This window comes from Bacillus cereus group sp. MG4 (assembly GCF_040460055.1).
In the GTDB taxonomy this organism is placed as follows: Bacteria; Bacillota; Bacilli; order Bacillales; family Bacillaceae_G; genus Bacillus_A; species Bacillus_A wiedmannii.
Genome location: NZ_JARVGZ010000001.1, coordinates 5268888 through 5286349 on the forward strand (window position 1 = coordinate 5268888; position 17462 = coordinate 5286349).

Below are 17462 nucleotides of genomic sequence, written 5' to 3' on the forward strand. Positions count from 1 at the left end.
CTTTAGAACCTAGATTCGCTGTTTTATCTGAATTTTCGGCATTGTATACTGAAATCCCTATTCGGATACTGTTAAAGTGTAAAATAATTATGAATATTCACAGGGAGAGGGATTACATATGGAGAATAATTTAGATAGAATTAGGGATCAACGTCTGAAAAATCGCGTAGTTACACCTGAAAAAGCAGCTTCATGGATTGAAAGTGGAATGACTTTAGGCTTAAGTGGGTTTACACGTGCAGGTGATGTGAAAGCAGTCCCATTTGCGCTTGTAAACCGAGTTAAGAATGATAAATCTTTTAAAGTAAATGTTTATACTGGTGCCTCTTTAGGTTCTGATGTAGATAAATTATTTGCAGAAGCAGGAATTTTAAGGAAAAGATTGCCTTTCCAAGCTGATGCGACTATGCGAAAAGGGATTAATAATGGAGACTTTTTATTTGTGGATCAGCACTTGTCTCATACAGCAGAGTTACTTCGCGCTGATGTTATGGATATAGATTTTGCCATTTTGGAAGCGGTTGCGATTACTGAGGATGGCATGATTATTCCAACGACTTCAATAGGAAATTCTTTAGCGTTTTCTTTAAATGCTAAGTCCATCATTATTGAAATGAATATGGCTCAATCCGCGCAGCTAGAAGGGCTACATGATTTATATGAACCAGGTAAACAAGGAGAAAGGCTTCCAATTCCGATTGTGAAAACGGATGATCGAATTGGAACGATCGGCATTCCGATTGATGTTGAAAAAGTGAAAGGGATTGTGTTTACGAACCAACTAGACTCACCATCGACAATTGTTCCTCCGGATGAAGAAACTGTTATTATGGCACAGCATTTAATAGAGTTCCTTCGAAAAGAAGTAAAAGTAGGCCGATTAACAAATCGTTTAGCGCCGTTACAATCGGGAATTGGTTCAGTTGCTAATGCAGTATTGCACGGCATGCTAGATTCTGAGTTTGAAGATTTAGAAGTGTATTCTGAAGTTTTACAAGATGCGGTCTTTGATCTAATGGATGCTGGGAAAGTTAATTTTGCTTCTTGCTGCTCAATTACGCTTTCTGAAGAGAAAATGCAACAAGTCTTTTCCAACTTTGAAAAATATCGTGACAAATTAATGATGCGCCCACAAGAGATTTCTAATCATCCTGAAATTATTCGTCGCCTTGGGTTAATCTCAATTAATACTGCACTAGAATTAGATATATACGGAAATGTTAACTCTACTCACGTTTTAGGTACAAAAATGATGAACGGTATTGGTGGTTCTGGTGATTTTGCAAGAAACGCCCGCTTAGCTATCTTTGTTACTAAATCGATTGCGAAAGGTGGTAACATTTCAAGTATCGTTCCTTTCGTTTCCCATGTAGACCATACGGAACACGATGTAGATGTTATCGTTACTGAACAAGGGTATGCTGACTTAAGAGGACTTGCGCCAAGTGAAAGAGTGGAACTCATTATTGAGAATTGTGCACATCCAATGTATCGTGATCAACTACGATCTTATTATGAGGAAGCGAAAACAAGAGGTGGACAAACTCCTCATATTTTAGAGAAAGCTTTTTCTTGGCATACGAATTATGCTAAAAAGGGAACAATGCTTGAAACGGTAGTAGAAACGGTATAGATGTGTATTGCAAGAAATAGTAAAAAGGATGATTGAGTTTCAAGATTAAATTTAAAAAAAGAGAACGCCACCTTTCAGGGATGGCGTTCTTTATCTTTATATAAATTGTTACAAAACGTACTGATTATAATAAAGATTTATAAAAGTAATTTCTAATTTATGAAAATAAAAGGTTTTTTTAATTACTTTTCGAATCATTTTAATAGTCTACATATCGAAGGTGAGGAGAAAGAATCATGAAGATAAGAGAAGCGTTATTAAGTGAAGCAAATGAATTAAGTGAACTCGCACTATATTCAAAAGCAACGTGGAACTATAGTGAAGAATTCATACTTGCTTGTAAGGAAGATTTAACAATTACAGAAGAGTACATAAAAAATAATTTTGTATATGTTTTAGAGAACGATAATACGAAGATTGGATTTTTCTCATTTTTACGAAATGATAAAGCTCTCGATTTCCTATACATTCATCCTCTTTACAAAGGGAAAGGCTACGGGAAAATACTTTGGGAGTATGTAATAGAAAAAGCAAATGAATTAGGTCTAAAAAGCTTTACGATTGATAGTGATCCGAATGCAAAAGGATATTATATGAAGATGGGAGCAAAGTTAATAGGAGAGACACCATCAACGGTTTTAAAGGATCGTTTATTACCTCTTTTGCAATATGATGTGTAAAACAATTAATAGTAGGAGAAGCTGAAAAATGAAAGAATTTAAATTATCTTTTGACTCTTAATCTTTAATAAGTTACTATAATGGTGGTAACTTATTAAAGGGAACTTCATAGAGTTGAAAGGGGAAATACTTTTGAAAACAACTTATGTAAACGCTACAATCGTAACGATGAATGAACAAAACGAAGTGATTGAAAATGGATATATCATTGTAGAAAATGATCAAATTATAGATGTAAAGAGCGGAGAGTTCGCTAATGATTCTGAAGTAGATGAAGTAATTGACATGAAAGGAAAGTGGGTTTTACCAGGGCTTGTAAATACACATACACACGTTGTAATGAGTCTCTTAAGAGGTATTGGCGATGATATGTTATTACAACCATGGCTGGAGACGAGAATTTGGCCACTTGAAAGTCAGTTTACTCCAGAACTTGCGGTCGCTAGTACGGAATTAGGATTACTTGAGATGGTGAAAAGTGGTACAACATCATTCTCTGATATGTTTAATCCAATTGGAGTAGATCAAGATGCAATTATGGAAACGGTATCAAGGAGCGGGATGCGAGCTGCTGTTTCAAGAACTTTATTTAGCTTCGGAACGAAAGAGGATGAAAAGAAAGCAATCGAAGAAGCTGAGAAATATGTGAAGCGTTACTATAGCGAAAGTGGTATGTTAACTACGATGGTTGCACCGCATAGTCCATATACATGTTCTACTGAACTGTTAGAAGAGTGTGCACGTATTGCAGTAGAAAACCAAACGATGGTTCATATTCACCTTTCGGAAACAGAGCGTGAAGTACGTGATATTGAAGCACAGTACGGAAAACGTCCAGTAGAATATGCGGCAAGCTGTGGGTTGTTTAAACGCCCAACAGTTATTGCACACGGTGTAGTATTAAATGAAAATGAGCGTGCATTTTTAGCAGAACATGATGTTCGAGTAGCACATAATCCGAATAGTAATTTAAAACTAGGATCTGGTATAGCGAATGTAAAAGCGATGTTAGAAGCAGGAATGAAAGTAGGAATTGCAACAGATAGTGTGGCATCTAACAACAATTTAGATATGTTTGAAGAAATGCGTATAGCAACATTATTACAAAAAGGTATTCATCAAGATGCAACTGCGTTACCAGTTGAAACAGCTCTTACACTTGCGACTAAAGGAGCTGCCGAAGTAATCGGGATGAAACAAACAGGATCACTTGAGATTGGAAAGTGTGCTGATTTTATTACAATTGATCCATCTAATAAGCCGCATTTACAACCAGCAGATGAAGTGTTATCACACCTTGTATATGCTGCTAGTGGAAAAGATATAAGCGATGTAATTATTAACGGAAAACGTGTCGTTTGGAATGGCGAATGTAAAACATTAGATGAAGAGCGTATTATATTTGAAGCAAGTCGTTTTAAACGAGGTTTACAAAGATAGGTATTTTTGGGCTGTGGAGAAAATCTTCTCCACAGCTTATTTTTGTGTCTGAACTTTTTTTATCAGTGTTGATTAATAAAACAGAAGAGAATGGTTTAGATAAAATCACTAGTTTCAAAAAACCCTTCAAGCAATAATGATTGCATGAAGGGTTTTGATGTTTTCTTATTTTTTTGTCTCATTGACCCATGTAATAATGTCCTGGATGACGTACTCGGGAACATTAGCAGGGATTTCGTATTCACTAGGAAGACTTAATTCCCCATCACCCTCCGTGAAGAAATGATTCAATTTCGGGTATTTTTTGAACTGAACATTCTTGCGGTTTGAAAGTCCTTCCTGCCATTTTGTATATTCATTTTTTACTGTTACTTGATAGTCGCGTGCCCCTTGTAGAATCAGTAAAGGCTCCTTTCGTGATTTTGCCACTTCAACTGGACGCCACCTAGAAACATCATACATAAAATGAGGCGATCCAAAATTGTAGTCAGCTGGAGGATTGTCAGGATTGAAAGCAGGATCCTGGATAAAAGCGATCTGTCTTTTTAGTTCATCGATTACTTCCATTGGCGCTCCAAGGTATTGATTCTGATCAATGGCAATGTCAGTCAATGAGCGTGCAGGTGGTGCGAGTAAGATACTTCCTCGGACAAGTGAGGAAGGCGCTTTGCTCAGTATACGTGGCATTGTGCCAGCTCCTAGGCTATGTCCAAGAATGAAAATATTATTTGAATCAATGCCTTCCTGCTGCGCTGCTGATTTTGCTGCATATATGGCATCATCTGTAGTATCACGGTCTAACGTAACAGGTTCTGCACTCATCTTTAACGCGTGTTCTAAGGTGCGTTTTTCATAGCGCAACACTGCAATTCCGTTGGACGAAAGGCCCACCGCAAGGTCTCGTAAGATTTTTGTCCCCAGATATGTACTATCGCGATCATGGATGCCAGCACCATGAACAAGAACCACTACGGGCACCTTTTCACCAGGCTTATGTTTCGGAACCGTTAATGTGGCTGGTAACGGATAGGTAGAACTTCCAATGACGATTTCACGTTCTTGATAGGAAGCAGGTTGATCATAGCTAGGATGCGGGATAATATAAGATTCCGAGGGCGTCCTTACCACAACTTCATCTACTTTCCCGCCAGGTGTGAATTTAAGGAGTAACGGTATGGTAGTTCCTTGGGTAGTTCCTGGAATTTCCACCGTCTGATGGACTAAGTTTCGTTCTTTTATCACGGGGGTTCCCATGCTTTTTATCCCACTCCAACCACTTTGTTTCCACCAGTTTTGTAATGTGTTTGCTGTAAACTTGGATTGAAAAGCAGCAGACGTTAACTGAAGTGCTTCTGCATACTTGCCTTGCTGGAGATATTCAAGAAATAATGATGTACGCTCCGTTAAAGAGACTCGTTTCTTTTCTACAGGTTGTTTCTCACGTGTATCTGCGTGAATAGCTGTTGTTGTAAGCGGAAAAGATGAAATACCTAAAGAAAAGAGTAGGGTAAAGGAAAGTACTGATTTTTGTATTTTCTTTTTTTTATTCATGTTTTAACCTCCAAAATGTGATGGTAAAAAACAGGTATGATAATTCAGGTTCTGTTGTAAAAACGTCTAAACCATTGATATGTTCATGTAAAACCAACAGTTCTGGTTTCGTCGTAATCGCTCTAGCAACTCCTAACCTCTCTTTCTTCCTTCAATTTATATTTTGACTATACGAAACAAAGTTCTCGTTTTTCTTACTTGATTCTTACAAAATCCTTAAGTGTATAACTTGACCTGGATTCCAAAAAACAAAGCGGCATTGCTGAATGGAGATACGAAGATATCCCAACCAAACTGTACCCTATACACCTATTAAGTTAATTATGGGAATTTATATGAAACAGAAGAAAAGTTAAAGCGAAAAGGGAGGTATACAATAGGAGATTTTTTATAAACAATTGAGCGAATAGTGCAGAGTATACATTCAATCTTTAGCTATCCTTTTTAAAATGTTAGCTTTTCGCTTGAACGAATAAATATTCAAAAGAATGTCGCATCTTTCTGGTAGTATTTCTGCTATAATATATAACGTTTTACAATATTATATTTTTAAGGAGAACAACTCATGAAGCGAAAAAAGAGCCATTTAATGGTAATGGCACTTGTTACATCTTTATTATTAACAGCTTGTAATAATAAAGCGAATAAAAGTGACACAGAGGCAAAAAAACAAGTATTAAATGTAACGGTATCAGAAGAAATTCCTTCTCTTGATACTGCGAAAACGATGGATGGTACATCAGCACACATTATGCAAAACATATTTGAAGGGTTGTATGTATTAGATGATCAAGATCAGCCTATTCCAGCGGTAGCAAAATCGTTTAAAAGAAGTGAAGATGGTAAAAAATATACATTTGATTTGCGTAAAGATGCAAAATGGTCAAATGGTGACAATGTAACAGCAAATGATTTTATGTTTGCATGGAAACGTGCAATTACCCCTGAAACAGCGTCTCAATATGCGTCCATGCTCTTTTATGTGAAAAATGCGAAAGAGATCAATAAGGGAACGATGCCTCTTGATGAACTTGGGGTTACGGTTATAAATGATTATAAGTTAGAGGTTGAACTAGAACAGCCAATTCCTTATTTTTTACAGTTGTTAGCACTACCTATATACTTACCACAGCATGAATCATTTTTGAAAGAACAAGGAAAGAATTATGCATTGGAATCTAGTAATCTCATATATAATGGCCCATTTGTATTAGAAAAATGGAAGCATGAACAAGAGTTTCAATTAAAGAAGAATGCTACATATTGGGATGAAAAGAAAGTGAAATTAGACGAGATAAACTTTCAAATTGTAAAGGATACAATGACGGCTGTTAATTTATACGAAGCTGGTAATTTGGATCGAGTGCCTATTAATTCTCAATTTGTAGACAAGTATAAAGGGAATAAGGAATTACATATGTCGAGCGATCCTGGAATTGCTATGCTACGTTTTAATGAAAAAAATAATGCGTTAGCAAATAAGAAAGTGCGTCAATCTATTTCATTAGCGTTAAATAAAGAAGATTTCGTTGCTCACTTTATTAATAACGGGGCAAAACCTGCAAGCGGACTTGTACCAGTTGGTCATATAAATGAAGAGACTGGCAAAGATTTTAGAAAAGAAAACGGAGATCTTTCTTCATATGATTTGCAAAATGCGAAAAAGATTTGGGAAGAAGCGAAAAAAGAGCTTGGAGTAGAGCAAATAAACTTCGAGTTTTTAACGTTTGAACAAGATAATGCAAAACGTATGGCAGAATATATAAAAGGTGATTTAGAAAAGAATTTGCATGGATTAACGATACAAATTAAACAACAGCCATTTAAGCAAAAATTACAGTTAGAACAAACAGGTGATTACGATATAACTATGGCAAATTGGGGACCTGACTATAAAGACCCAATTAGTTACTTAGAGCTATTTACGACGGATAATCAGAATAATAAAATGAATTACTCTAATTCTCGTTTCGATGAATTAATAAAGAAAGCGAAAACTGATTTTGTACTAGAACCAGAGAAACGATGGGGAGCATTGCTAGAAGCTGAGCAGGTATTATTAGAAGATGCAGCTGTAGCACCGCTGTATCATATTGGTTCAGCATATGTACAAAAGGATTACGTAAAGGGAATTGAAAAGCATCAATTTGGTGGTGTTTATACTTATAAGAATGCTTATATCGCTAATGAATAAATACAAAAAACCTTACTTTTTTAAAAAGTAAGGTTTTTTTAAGAGTGCATGGAATAAGGGAATACAGTACAAATCAGCATACAAACAATCTCTTGTTGTAACTATGTTTGTTTTTAATTATATAAAAAATATTATTAGATTATATATTTTGTCATTGATATACTTAAAAGGTAATTGAGGTATTGAGATGAATTGATAGAGATGTTTGTTTATAATTATTTGAGTATTATAAAAAATAGGGGGCTTAAGTGTTTGATTTGAACGGGGCTTTTTCTATATGAATGAATTGGTATGTATAATACTTGGGGGATATTAATTTGGGAATCTCAGGGGATCTTTTGAAGCTAGAAAAAGCAGAGTCAAATTCCATGTACCATTAATTAGGTCCTGGTGTAGGTTTATGGGGATGTGGTTTAGAAGTTAATGTTAAGGAATAAAGGGGATAATTAGTATGAATAAGAAAGTAAAAAGATTTAAATATTTTATGGTTGTATTAGCCTGCATTGCAATTTTTGGTACAATTTTACCTAATGCATTAGATCCAAATGAAACATTAGCAGGTAACATCTCAGTTGCAGTTTTTGGTACAATGGGTACTTGTTTATTATTTTCTATTACTTATTTTATTATAAAAACAGCTATTTTAAGGGGTGGGAAATAAGATGTTACAAAATTTAGAGTTAGAATTTTAATTCATATACATAAAAAAGGAGAATTTCTATGAAATCACTACGTTTATTTATGATCCTCACTCTTGTTGTATTGTTAAGCGCGTGCAATACAGCAACACAAGTTACAAAGGTTCAAAAAAATGGCGAAACGACTTTGAAAATTGGTTCCCTGCAAGGGTATTACGATGTACAAACGCTAAAAGCTGAAAAAGGAAATGTGGAAATCCCTTATGAAGCAGCCGTTGAAGAAGGTACGATTTTATTGCAAGTTACAAAAGATGATAAGGTTATTTATGAAGAAGAAATCACTTCTCAAAAAGAAGGTTTGCTTTCTTTTGAAGCTCCAAAATCCGGATCATATGATTTAATTGTACGCGTGAAGGGTGAAAAAGAGAAAGCAAAAGAAATTCAAATACATACTAAGCTATGAAAAAACGGCAAGGGGAATGCACCCGCTTGCCGTTTCCGTTTTCAGTTGATTCTGTCACAACATATGTTTATCAATTTAAGAGGTGATCTTCCGAAATCCCTCATGAAGTTAAAATAAGAGATGAACAAAAGAAAATGTTATAACTTTGGCATGTTAGTAACGGAATTTATACCTCTCTTTTACATGATAAAAAGACTGGGTTTTATGCATTTTTATTCGAAAGAGATGTAGGTGGTAAAAAGCAAGTAATAGTATTTAGGGGGAGGAACATAGGGTGATGCTCTTATTGGAGAAGGTGTCCTAGACCTTACTACAGATATTGATTATATATAGGGGGAAACACGTTGAAAAGCATTGAAGTTCTAAATACATACATTGAAGGGATTTCTGTTGCAATCCCTATGTGGTTAAAGCATCTAATTGAGGCAGAGGAGATACATCAAAACTATGAGAATGTACAAGTACTTGGTGCATTAAAAACAGATGCAGTGTTGTACTATGTACACCGTACGCTGCAAGTGTTAGATGGACTGTCTTTAGATGAAGAAGCATATCGTATTATTGAAAAGGTACTAACGTATAGTGAGCTTGCAAAGGTAGGATCTTTAAAACAGCGGGAGCAATGGAAGAAAAAAGGGATTAATCTATTGGTACATAACGAGGGTTCTGCTTATATCTTTAGTGATATTCAGTTTATTGAACGTGTAGAGACAAACTTAAACTCTACTGAGTATTTGTTTATTCAAGATTTAATTAGAACACATGGATTAATCGGGCAGTATATACGCGGGGAGGCTCGTTTGGACTCTCATGTTGATTTAATTAACACATATAAAGAAGAATACGGAGACGTTAGGTTAAAGGAGATTCTATACTATCTTAACCAATGCATTATTGAGGGCGTATCAAAAGCTTTGTGGAATGAAGTGAAGAACGATGTGAAGATTACAATTGATGGTCTGTTTGATGGTTATATGGAGCCATTTACTTCTCGTATGCATAGACTCACGCCAAAACATAAGGAGTCAGCATTTGAAAAAGATATAATTATGGGGAGCGAGAAGAGAGACGTTCAAACATTCTTATCTGATAAGGATTTGTGGTATGTAGAACCGTCTATGCACGCTCTTAGCTTCGAGGATATTTGGACAGTTTTTGTTATGTTAAAGAATGAGATAGGCACTAGAAAAGTTCAGCATATACATTTCGAGAAATTGATGCAGCAGTTGCACTATGATTTCAAAGGCGAGAAAAAGGACAACGTATATCGTAAGCGGGTTATTGAGAAGTACCTACGGGAGTACCGTGAGAATGAGAAGCCGAATACAACGCATGTTTCTTTTGAGGTTAAAGTTGATGAAGATATGAAAACTGCGTATGTGTCGTTTCAGTTTTCTGCTGTAGGTGAGGCGTTAATTACCTTCTGTGTAGAGGCAGAAAAGATAGACATGATGCATGCTCGGGCAAATGTACTGCTCTTTGATTTCTTCGGGTTACGAAAGGATGCATATGATAGATTCCATAACGAAGAAGTGTATCTGGAGCATATGAATAGTTCGGCTGACGATAAACGAATTATTCTTGATTATATAAAGGGAGATACGATTGTAGATGTCGGAGCCGGTGGTGGTGTCATGCTAGACATGATTGAAGAAGAGACTGAGGATAAACGAATCTACGGTATCGATATTTCCGAAAATGTGATTGATACGTTAAAAAAGAAGAAACAGGACGAAGGTCGTTCTTGGGACGTCATTAAAGGGGATGCAATCAACTTAGGTAGCTCGTTTGATAAAGAATCGGTTGATACGATTGTATATTCTTCTATCCTTCATGAACTGTTCTCTTATATCGAGTATGAAGGTAAGAAATTCAATCATGAAGTAATTAAAAAGGGGCTACAGAGTGCTTACGAGGTGTTAAAGCCAGGAGGCCGTATTATCATTCGTGATGGCATCATGACCGAAGATAAAAGGTTAATGCGGTTGATTCGTTTTAAAGATGCAGGCGGAATGAAGTTCTTAGAGCAGTATGTTCATGAATTTAAGGGGCGTATAATCCAGTATGAGGTACTTGCAGACAATACAGTCAAAATGCCTGTTAATGATGCGATGGAGTTCTTATATACGTATACATGGGGCGAGGATTCCTTCGTTCACGAGGTGCAAGAGCAGTTTGGAATCTTTACGCCAAACGACTATAAGGATTTCGTAAAGGGTATCTTTGGAGATAAAGTAAACATCGTTCAAGCTATGAATTATTTACAGGATGGATATACACAACATCTTAGCGAGAAAATCGAGTTTACAGATGAGTCTGGGAATGCGGTTGTGCTACCGGATAGTACGTTCTTTATGGTTTTAGAAAAGAAGTAATGATATTGAAAACTTTTAAAAAGTTTAGTTTGTGGGTTTCGATATGTTTGTGGGGACCTCGTTCTAGAGCATATGCAATGATGGGAGATTACATGGAAAGCAAACCTTTCTGTTTATACATTCCAAAAGTATTGCGAAAACAGAAAAAGAACGTAAAAAAAGGGACATGAGTAGGAATATGCCCATGCCCCTTTTTAGATTATATAATTTATTGTACTTCGCATCAGTCGTATGATGATCTAAGAAATGAAAAACGCTCGGTTTCCCATCTTTCGTTAAAAATCCACTATCTTGATTCATTATGCTGAAACGAGTTTTTACGTATAATTTCTATTAAACTCATTTTAATAAAGCATAAAAATTCGTGTCATATGGAATATCATCTTGATACATATAATTTTTTAGAATTCCTTCTTTTTCAAAACCTAATTTTAATAGCACTTTATTGGAAGCCTCATTTTCAAGAAATACAATTGCCCCGATACGCTTTAAATGAATGGTATGGAAACCGTATGATATAACCTCAGAAACAGCTTCAGTAGCATACCCATTTCCCCAGTGTTCAGGAAGAAAGGCATAACTTATATTGGCTCGTTTATGCTCAGAAGACCAATCATGAAACCCGATTGTTCCAATGAGTTCTTTCTTGTCTTTTAATTCGATTCCCCATTTTATACCGCTTCTTGCATTGTAACTGAGCTTAAAGTTATGAATGATTTGTTTTACTTGATCAACATCTTGTAATGGTTTTTGGCCATAATAGCGCAGTACCTTAGTATTAGAAAAGCATTGTAGTATACTCGGTGCATCTTCTTCAGTAAGTTCTCGTAAAATGAGTCGGGCGGTTTTTAATATAGGAAACATGCTTTCACTCCATTTCTTCTGAAACTAGAATGTGTTGTTATTATATAATTTAATCTGAAAATAAAGATTATTCAAGAGAGAAGTATGGTTTTGATTTGTGATAAAATTGATTGTGGAATATATTTCAAAAAGAGGGTTGTATATGGTGAAAAACTCAATTTTAATGGTAGATGATGATCAAGATATTGTTCGATTTGTTAACGCAAATTTAATGCAAGAAGGTTTTAAAGTTTTTAGTGCTCATAATGGGGAAGAGGCTTTAGAAATAATAAATAATAACAGTATTCAACTTGCTATTTTGGATATTATGATGCCACAAATGGATGGAATAGAATTGTGTAGAAGGATTAGAGAGAAACATAGTTTACCAATTATGTTCTTAAGCGCGAAATCATCAGATGTAGATAAAGTAATTGGATTTAGTACCGGGGCAGATGATTATATTGTGAAGCCGTTTAGTACAATTGAATTTATAGCAAGAGTGAAAGCTCAATTAAGAAGGTATACATATTTCAATCAAAATGCTGTCCAAGTAATAGAAAAGAAAATAAATATTAGAGGTTTAGAAATAGATGAAGTGTCTAGAACAGTAGTGTTATATGGGGAAACGATTAATCTTACGAAAACTGAATATGATATTTTGTACTTAATGGCCGCTGCAAAGAATCGTGTGTTCACTATTGAAGAAATATATGAGAGCGTTTGGAAAGAAAGAGCCTATGAAAGTAATAATACAGTAATGGTTCATATTGCAAGATTAAGAAATAAAATTGAAGAGAGTCCAAAAGAGCCGAAGTTTATTCAAAATGTTTGGGGAGTCGGATATAAAATTGAAGATTAAATCATTACAAGGCATTAGAGCTAAGTTTTTTATCGCATTCGTATGTAGCATCTTACTAGCAACGGTAAGTATAATAATGTTTCAAATATTAATTGGAAATATATATAGTCATGTTACTGCATTAGAGGAAAAATATTCATTTTTATATTTAATAGCTTTTTTAATTTTTACTACAATATACTTTGCATTCATGACAAAGACAATGATGAAAAGGTTATCTGAAATAAATAAGAACGTGAAAGAAATAAGTAATGGTAATTTGGAAATACATATACCTATTTCAAAAAATGACGAGATTGGTGAATTAGCAACGAATGTTAATAGAATGGCGAAAAGTCTAAAAGAGTCTATTGAAAATGAAAAAAAATCGCAGGAAATGAAAAATGAAATGATTAGTAATATTTCTCATGACTTACGAACACCTGTAACATCTCTAATCGGTTACGCGGACCTGTTAGGAAATCAGCTTCATTCAAATAGAGAAGAATGTGAACAGTATGTAAGTATATTAAAGCGAAAAAGTTATGAATTAAAAAATCAAGTAGATGATTTATTAGAATATTGTCAAATAAATTATAGGGAGATTGAATTACATAAAAGTGTAGTAAATATGAAAGCGTTCATTGAACAAATCATGATTGATTTTGTACCACAACTAGATGATGCCGATATGAGCTTTTGTATTAATGGTGATAAGGAGTTACATGTGGAAATAGATGTAGCGCTTATGGTGAGGCTATTCGAAAATGTAATTAGTAATAGTATTATGTACGGGAAAGACGGAAAGGATATTTTAATTCAAGTTTCTAAAAGAGACATGAATGCTGAAATAGAAATTAAAAATTTTGGACAATGTATTCCGGATGAGAACCTTCCTTACGTTTTTGAGAAGTTTTATCGCGGTGAAAAATCACGTAGCTCTCATACGGGTGGAAAAGGAATGGGACTTGCAATTGCGAGAAGTATAGCAGAGCTTCATAAAGGGGATATCACTGTGTGCAGTAACGAGAAAGAAACTGTTTTTACTATCGTTTTACCGCATTATAAAGAAATGTAAGAAAGTCGTAAGTATTTCTTTTGTATGTCGTAATTTTCACTTCTTATTATGTAGTACAAGGATAGGAGAGTGGGGATACAACATGTGGAAGAAATATGTATTAGTAATTTTAATTGCTTTGCTAATTGCAAGTTGGAGTGTAGTTTATTTAGCTAATGGTGTTATATCAGTTATTGTTTGGTGGAGTATACAAGCTTTTAGTTTAGTATCAATCGTTATTTTGATAGGGGCAGTATTACTATTTGTGTGGGAAGGCATTTTCAGAAAGCAAATAGATAGAATACTACTCTCCATCGTTCTTTTCTCTATAATCGGAGCTTGGCCTTTAGGGTGGTTTGCTAACATAGGGAGAGTTGCTTATCCAGCAGATGTACAGTCTATGAGCCCTAAAATAGTCGTTCGTTTTCCCTTAAATGAAAGAGCACTAGTGGGCTGGGGTGGTGATCGATTAGAAACGAACTATCATGTTATAAAACCAAATGAACGATGGGCATATGATATTCTTATTCCGCCTGCTGAAGTGAAAAGTAGTAAGTTAGAGGATTATGGAATATATGGAGCGAAAGTAATGGCACCAGCTTCTGGAACAGTTGTATCAATCAATAACGATGAAAAAGATGTAGTTCCAGGATCGGATAATTTTGAGTCAATGGCGGGGAATCATATTTATTTGCGACTAGATGAATCAGGGACATTTTTGATTCTTGCCCATTTAAAAAAAGGATCAATTAAAGTGAGGGAAGGCCAACATGTAAATGAAGGAGAGGTACTTGCTCAAGTTGGTAACTCAGGAAGTTCAAGTGAGCCGCATTTACATATTCATCATCAAAGGCAGGATCCATCCAAGGTGAGCATATTTCTTTCGGAAGGATTACCACTTTACTTTCGAACTGAAAAAGGTACGATAATGCCAGAAAGAGGTACATACATAAGTGGTAATGAAAAAAGGTATTCCAGTTTTATTGGAATACCTTTTCTCATTACCCTACAAATGTTTGATACAGTAAGAAAATATTTAAAATGATAACAAGTGCAGCGATAATCCAAGCGATAAAGGTTGTTATGCGGTGGTTAACGAGTGCACCCATAATTTTTTTACTGCTTGTAAACATGATAAGTGGTACTAATGCAAAAGCAATACCGAATGATAAGACGACTTGGCTCATGACTAAAGCGTAAGTTGGATTTACACCTAAAGCGATAATAACTAATGGTGGAATCATTGTAATAAAGCGGCGTAAGTATAACGGAATATGCATTCGAATGAAACCTTGCATAATAATGTCCCCTGACATTGTACCGACAGAAGAGCTAGATAGTCCTGCTGATAAGAGCCCAATCCCAAATAACGCAGCTGATACAGGACCGACTAAAGTACTGAACTGGTTAAAAGCAACATCAAGGTCTTCGACATGTAAGCCATTTTTAAAGAATAGTGCAGCAGCAACAATTAACATACTCGCATTAATTGCTCCAGCGATAACCATTGCAATAATAATATCGATAAACTCGAAACGGAAAATCTTTTTCTTTTGTTCATCAGTTGTTCCGACTACGCGGCGTTGTGTTAATGCAGAATGTAAATAGATTGCATGTGGCATAACTGTTGCACCTAATATACCTGCTGCAAGTAATATACTGTCGACACCTTGGAATTTTGGAATAAATAGTCCTGAAAGAAGAGGACTTAATTCTGGTTTTGCATAAAAAACTTGAATCCCAAATGCTATTACTACGATAAAAATCATCCCTGTAATAATAGCTTCTAGTGGGCGAAATCCTCTGCGTTGAAACTCGAGAATAATAAATGATCCGACTGCTGTAATTAAAGCAGCTGGTAACATCGGAATTCCAAATAATAAATACAATCCGAGTGCTGCCCCGATAAATTCAGCTAAATCTGTAGCCATAATAACGAGTTCACCTTGAATCCATAAACCAATAGACACAGGCTTTGGAAAGTGTTCGCGAGCTATTTCAGGTAAATTATTTCCCGTAGCTATTCCTAATTTAGCTGATAAAGTTTGAATTAATACTGCCATTAAGTTAGAAGCGAATATAACCCATAATAGTAAATATCCATATTGTGAACCAGCTGCGATATTTGTAGCAAAGTTACCAGGGTCAATATAAGCAACTGACGCGATAAAAGCGGGTCCTAAAAACGGTAATAGTCTTTTCCAACCTTTCGTTTCTCCACTTAAAGCTAAGTGTGCTGATTGAACAGTTGTACTTTGTGAAGGGACTTGTTCATCTTTTGTTATATCTTTATTCATAGTAGTTTTCCCCTTTGAAATGTTAACTTGATGAAATTATTGTAAGTATTCTTATTGTTTATTTCAATACATTTAAATGTATTGGATGATATTTATATTTGAACATAAATGTTTCCTTAGTGCAAATTATATGCCTTAATGCAATGGATGGTGTGGTGTTATAAAAAATTGGGAGTTTATGGTGTGATGACGTGGGGAAACATAATGAATTAAAGGGCTATTTTTGAAATTTATGTGAACATAAAGCCGATAATATAGCATATTAATTGATGGAATTGCATTTGTATGATATATAATATATTGGGATTGCAACATAACCATAGTGTTTTGGTGTGTAATCTTGTTTTTTATTTTTGTTAACTGATAGAAAATAGTATAAAGAAAAGAAAATGGGATTCATTTTCTTATTATATATGTTTTGATATGAACGTTAACTTATACATGATTTTAAAAATTAGATAGGTGGTAGAAATACATTGGCAACTACAAAACCATATAGAGTATTACTATATTACATGTACACAACAATTGAAAACCCAGAAGAATTCGCGGCAGAGCATTTAGAATTTTGTAAATCACTTGAGTTAAAAGGAAGAATTCTTGTAGCGACAGAAGGAATTAATGGAACTTGTTCTGGAACTGTTGAGCAAACAGAGAAATACATGGAAGCAATGAACAATGATCCACGTTTTGCTGGAATCGTTTTTAAAATTGATGAGGCAGATGAACATGCATTTAAGAAAATGCACGTACGCCCTCGTCCAGAGTTAGTTACACTTCGTCTAGAAGACGACATTAATCCGAAAGAAATAACTGGTAAATATTTAGAGCCAACAGAATTCTATGAGGCAATGAAACAAGAAGATACAGTTATCATTGATGCACGAAATGATTATGAGTTTGATTTAGGACACTTTAAAGGTGCGATTAAACCTGATATTGAATCATTCCGTGAATTACCAGATTGGATTAGAGAAAACAAAGAAACACTTGAAGGTAAAAAGATTTTAACATATTGCACAGGCGGAATTCGTTGTGAGAAGTTTTCTGGTTGGTTAGTTCGTGAAGGTTATGAGGATGTAAGTCAGCTTCACGGCGGTATTGTAACGTACGGAAAAGACCCAGAAGTACAAGGTGAGCTTTGGGATGGACAATGTTACGTGTTCGATGAGCGTATCGCTGTACCAGTAAACCAAAAAGAACATGTTATCGTTGGTAAAGACCACTTTACAGGTGAACCTTGTGAGCGCTATGTAAACTGTTCAAATCCAGAATGTAATAAGAAGATTTTATGTTCTGAAGAAAATGAAGCGAAATATTTACGTGCATGTTCTCATGAATGTCGTGTAAGCCCACGTAATCGCTATGTAATACAAAATGAATTAACTGAAGAACAAGTAGCTGCTACATTAGAGAAAATCGAAGCAGGGAAATAAGCGGAATTTATATA

14 protein-coding genes and 1 pseudogene are annotated in these 17462 nt (G+C 35.1%); 12 read left to right on the forward strand and 3 right to left on the reverse strand.

Annotated features, from left to right (window positions below):
* Positions 1-118 precede the first annotated feature (118 nt).
* From QCI41_RS27825 to QCI41_RS27835, 3 genes are all read left to right on the forward strand, one after another.
* Positions 119-1633, forward strand: a complete 1515-nt coding sequence (locus QCI41_RS27825) for a succinyl-CoA:acetate CoA-transferase ScpC (RefSeq protein ID WP_353836128.1) — start codon at positions 119-121, stop codon at positions 1631-1633.
* Positions 1634-1869: 236 nt separating this feature from the next.
* Positions 1870-2313: a GNAT family N-acetyltransferase gene (locus tag QCI41_RS27830; protein ID WP_353836127.1), complete on the forward strand. Its 444-nt coding sequence runs from the start codon at positions 1870-1872 to the stop codon at positions 2311-2313.
* A 114-nt stretch (positions 2314-2427) separates the two neighbouring features.
* On the forward strand, positions 2428-3753 hold the full coding sequence (locus tag QCI41_RS27835) for a bifunctional S-methyl-5'-thioadenosine deaminase/S-adenosylhomocysteine deaminase (protein WP_353836126.1): 1326 nt from the start codon (positions 2428-2430) through the stop codon (positions 3751-3753).
* Positions 3754-3918: 165 nt separating this feature from the next.
* Here the strand turns inward: QCI41_RS27835 and QCI41_RS27840 are convergent, their stop codons facing one another.
* Complete coding sequence (locus QCI41_RS27840) at positions 3919-5304, reverse strand: alpha/beta hydrolase (protein ID WP_353836125.1); 1386 nt, start codon at positions 5302-5304, stop codon at positions 3919-3921.
* A 565-nt stretch (positions 5305-5869) separates the two neighbouring features.
* On the opposite strand from QCI41_RS27840, the gene QCI41_RS27845 reads away from it, so the two are divergent.
* The 5 genes and pseudogenes from QCI41_RS27845 to QCI41_RS27865 all read left to right on the forward strand — a co-directional run.
* A complete protein-coding gene (locus QCI41_RS27845) occupies positions 5870-7498 on the forward strand; it encodes a peptide ABC transporter substrate-binding protein (protein WP_353836124.1) in 1629 nt (542 codons plus the stop codon).
* A gap of 451 nt (positions 7499-7949) precedes the next feature.
* On the forward strand, positions 7950-8159 hold the full coding sequence (locus QCI41_RS27850) for a hypothetical protein (protein ID WP_001036928.1): 210 nt from the start codon (positions 7950-7952) through the stop codon (positions 8157-8159).
* 59 nt (positions 8160-8218) lie between these two features.
* Positions 8219-8599: a BA_1872 family lipoprotein gene (locus QCI41_RS27855; protein ID WP_000838921.1), complete on the forward strand. Its 381-nt coding sequence runs from the start codon at positions 8219-8221 to the stop codon at positions 8597-8599.
* Positions 8600-8943: 344 nt separating this feature from the next.
* Positions 8944-10974: a class I SAM-dependent methyltransferase gene (locus QCI41_RS27860; RefSeq protein WP_353836123.1), complete on the forward strand. Its 2031-nt coding sequence runs from the start codon at positions 8944-8946 to the stop codon at positions 10972-10974.
* A 27-nt stretch (positions 10975-11001) separates the two neighbouring features.
* Positions 11002-11144: pseudogene (locus tag QCI41_RS27865) on the forward strand (radical SAM/SPASM domain-containing protein); the annotation flags it as partial.
* Positions 11145-11313: 169 nt separating this feature from the next.
* Here the strand turns inward: QCI41_RS27865 and QCI41_RS27870 are convergent.
* Positions 11314-11838, reverse strand: a complete 525-nt coding sequence (locus QCI41_RS27870; protein ID WP_353836122.1) for a GNAT family N-acetyltransferase — start codon at positions 11836-11838, stop codon at positions 11314-11316.
* A gap of 142 nt (positions 11839-11980) precedes the next feature.
* Here QCI41_RS27870 and QCI41_RS27875 point away from each other — a divergent pair, with 142 nt between their 5' ends.
* From QCI41_RS27875 to QCI41_RS27885, 3 genes are all read left to right on the forward strand, one after another.
* Complete coding sequence (locus tag QCI41_RS27875; RefSeq protein WP_353836121.1) at positions 11981-12679, forward strand: response regulator transcription factor; 699 nt, start codon at positions 11981-11983, stop codon at positions 12677-12679.
* Entirely contained in the window at positions 12669-13736 is a 1068-nt protein-coding gene (locus QCI41_RS27880) for a sensor histidine kinase (protein ID WP_353836120.1), read from the forward strand. The genes QCI41_RS27875 and QCI41_RS27880 overlap by 11 nt, the downstream gene beginning before the upstream one ends.
* Before the next feature lie 82 nt (positions 13737-13818).
* Positions 13819-14760, forward strand: coding sequence for a M23 family metallopeptidase (locus QCI41_RS27885; RefSeq protein ID WP_046959099.1), 942 nt, complete (start codon positions 13819-13821; stop codon positions 14758-14760).
* Here QCI41_RS27885 and QCI41_RS27890 read toward each other — a convergent pair.
* Complete coding sequence (locus tag QCI41_RS27890) at positions 14717-16012, reverse strand: Nramp family divalent metal transporter (RefSeq protein ID WP_353836119.1); 1296 nt, start codon at positions 16010-16012, stop codon at positions 14717-14719. The genes QCI41_RS27885 and QCI41_RS27890 overlap by 44 nt on opposite strands.
* A gap of 476 nt (positions 16013-16488) precedes the next feature.
* Between QCI41_RS27890 and trhO the strand changes: the two genes are divergently transcribed.
* Complete coding sequence (trhO, locus tag QCI41_RS27895; RefSeq protein WP_353836118.1) at positions 16489-17448, forward strand: oxygen-dependent tRNA uridine(34) hydroxylase TrhO; 960 nt, start codon at positions 16489-16491, stop codon at positions 17446-17448.
* Positions 17449-17462 lie beyond the last annotated feature (14 nt).

Bases quoted from the DNA above. Each gene is read 5' to 3' on its own strand.
- QCI41_RS27825 (WP_353836128.1), top strand. From the start codon at position 119: ATGGAGAATAATTTAGATAGAATTAGGGATCAACGTCTGAAAAATCGC.
- QCI41_RS27830 (WP_353836127.1), top strand. From the start codon at position 1,870: ATGAAGATAAGAGAAGCGTTATTAAGTGAAGCAAATGAATTAAGTGAA.
- QCI41_RS27840 (WP_353836125.1), bottom strand. From the start codon at position 5,304: ATGAATAAAAAAAAGAAAATACAAAAATCAGTACTTTCCTTTACCCTA.
- QCI41_RS27845 (WP_353836124.1), top strand. From the start codon at position 5,870: ATGAAGCGAAAAAAGAGCCATTTAATGGTAATGGCACTTGTTACATCT.
- QCI41_RS27850 (WP_001036928.1), top strand. From the start codon at position 7,950: ATGAATAAGAAAGTAAAAAGATTTAAATATTTTATGGTTGTATTAGCC.
- QCI41_RS27855 (WP_000838921.1), top strand. From the start codon at position 8,219: ATGAAATCACTACGTTTATTTATGATCCTCACTCTTGTTGTATTGTTA.
- QCI41_RS27870 (WP_353836122.1), bottom strand. From the start codon at position 11,838: ATGTTTCCTATATTAAAAACCGCCCGACTCATTTTACGAGAACTTACT.
- QCI41_RS27875 (WP_353836121.1), top strand. From the start codon at position 11,981: ATGGTGAAAAACTCAATTTTAATGGTAGATGATGATCAAGATATTGTT.
- QCI41_RS27885 (WP_046959099.1), top strand. From the start codon at position 13,819: ATGTGGAAGAAATATGTATTAGTAATTTTAATTGCTTTGCTAATTGCA.
- QCI41_RS27890 (WP_353836119.1), bottom strand. From the start codon at position 16,012: ATGAATAAAGATATAACAAAAGATGAACAAGTCCCTTCACAAAGTACA.